This window comes from Vibrio sp. D173a (genome assembly GCF_030248475.1).
Map to the genome: position 1 here is coordinate 1 of NZ_JAHGAH010001366.1, position 706 is coordinate 706.

General features: G+C 50.3%; 1 protein-coding gene. It reads right to left on the reverse strand.

The window, feature by feature from the left end; genetic code table 11:
- Nucleotides 1–706, reverse strand: a 706-nt coding sequence (locus KIV40_RS33405) for a cell wall metabolism sensor histidine kinase WalK (RefSeq protein ID WP_285353702.1), incomplete at both ends; no start/stop codon positions are given.

Sequence of the window (706 nt, forward strand, 5' to 3'; positions counted from 1 at the left end):
TCTGGAGCTTGGAAGTGTGAGTAACTGCTCGACTCGTTGTAGTGTTCAAGTTCTTCCGGTGTTGCGAGTGGCAGAGTGAAGCTGAATGTTGTGCCGACCATAGGCTGACTGCTGACGTAGAGTGAGCCTCCCATCAGTTCAATCAATTGACGACTGATCGACAGACCAAGCCCCGCACCTTGTCGGTAAGAGCTCGCATCTTGACCCGCTTGAATCAATGGCTCAAAGATATGCTCTAGGTGTTCAGCAGGGATCCCTTGGCCAGTATCGACCACTTGAACGCGGATATTATCGTCAATCACACTAGCGGAAATAACGATCTTACCCTCAGTGGTATATTTAATGGCATTGCCTACTAAGTTATACATCACCTGTTCTAGGCGCTGCGGGTCTGATGAAACAAGACCTAAATCCGCTGGGACTTGGTTGATGATGCGGATCGGTTTGTTGCCAAGTAGGTGATGCGACAGCTCAAGCACCAAGCTGGTCGCAGCGGATAGGTCAACCGCTGACTTTTTAATGTCTAGGCTGCCATAACGCATCTTGTGGTAATCCAGCAGATCGTCAACCAGTGTCGCTAGTCGTTGGCCGCTGTTGATGATGATATCCAACTGGTACTTTTGGTTGGCTGGGATCGGGCCATTTGCTCCCGAGATAAGCGCTTCTGCAATACCAACCATACCGTGCAGCGCTGTTCGCAGCTCAT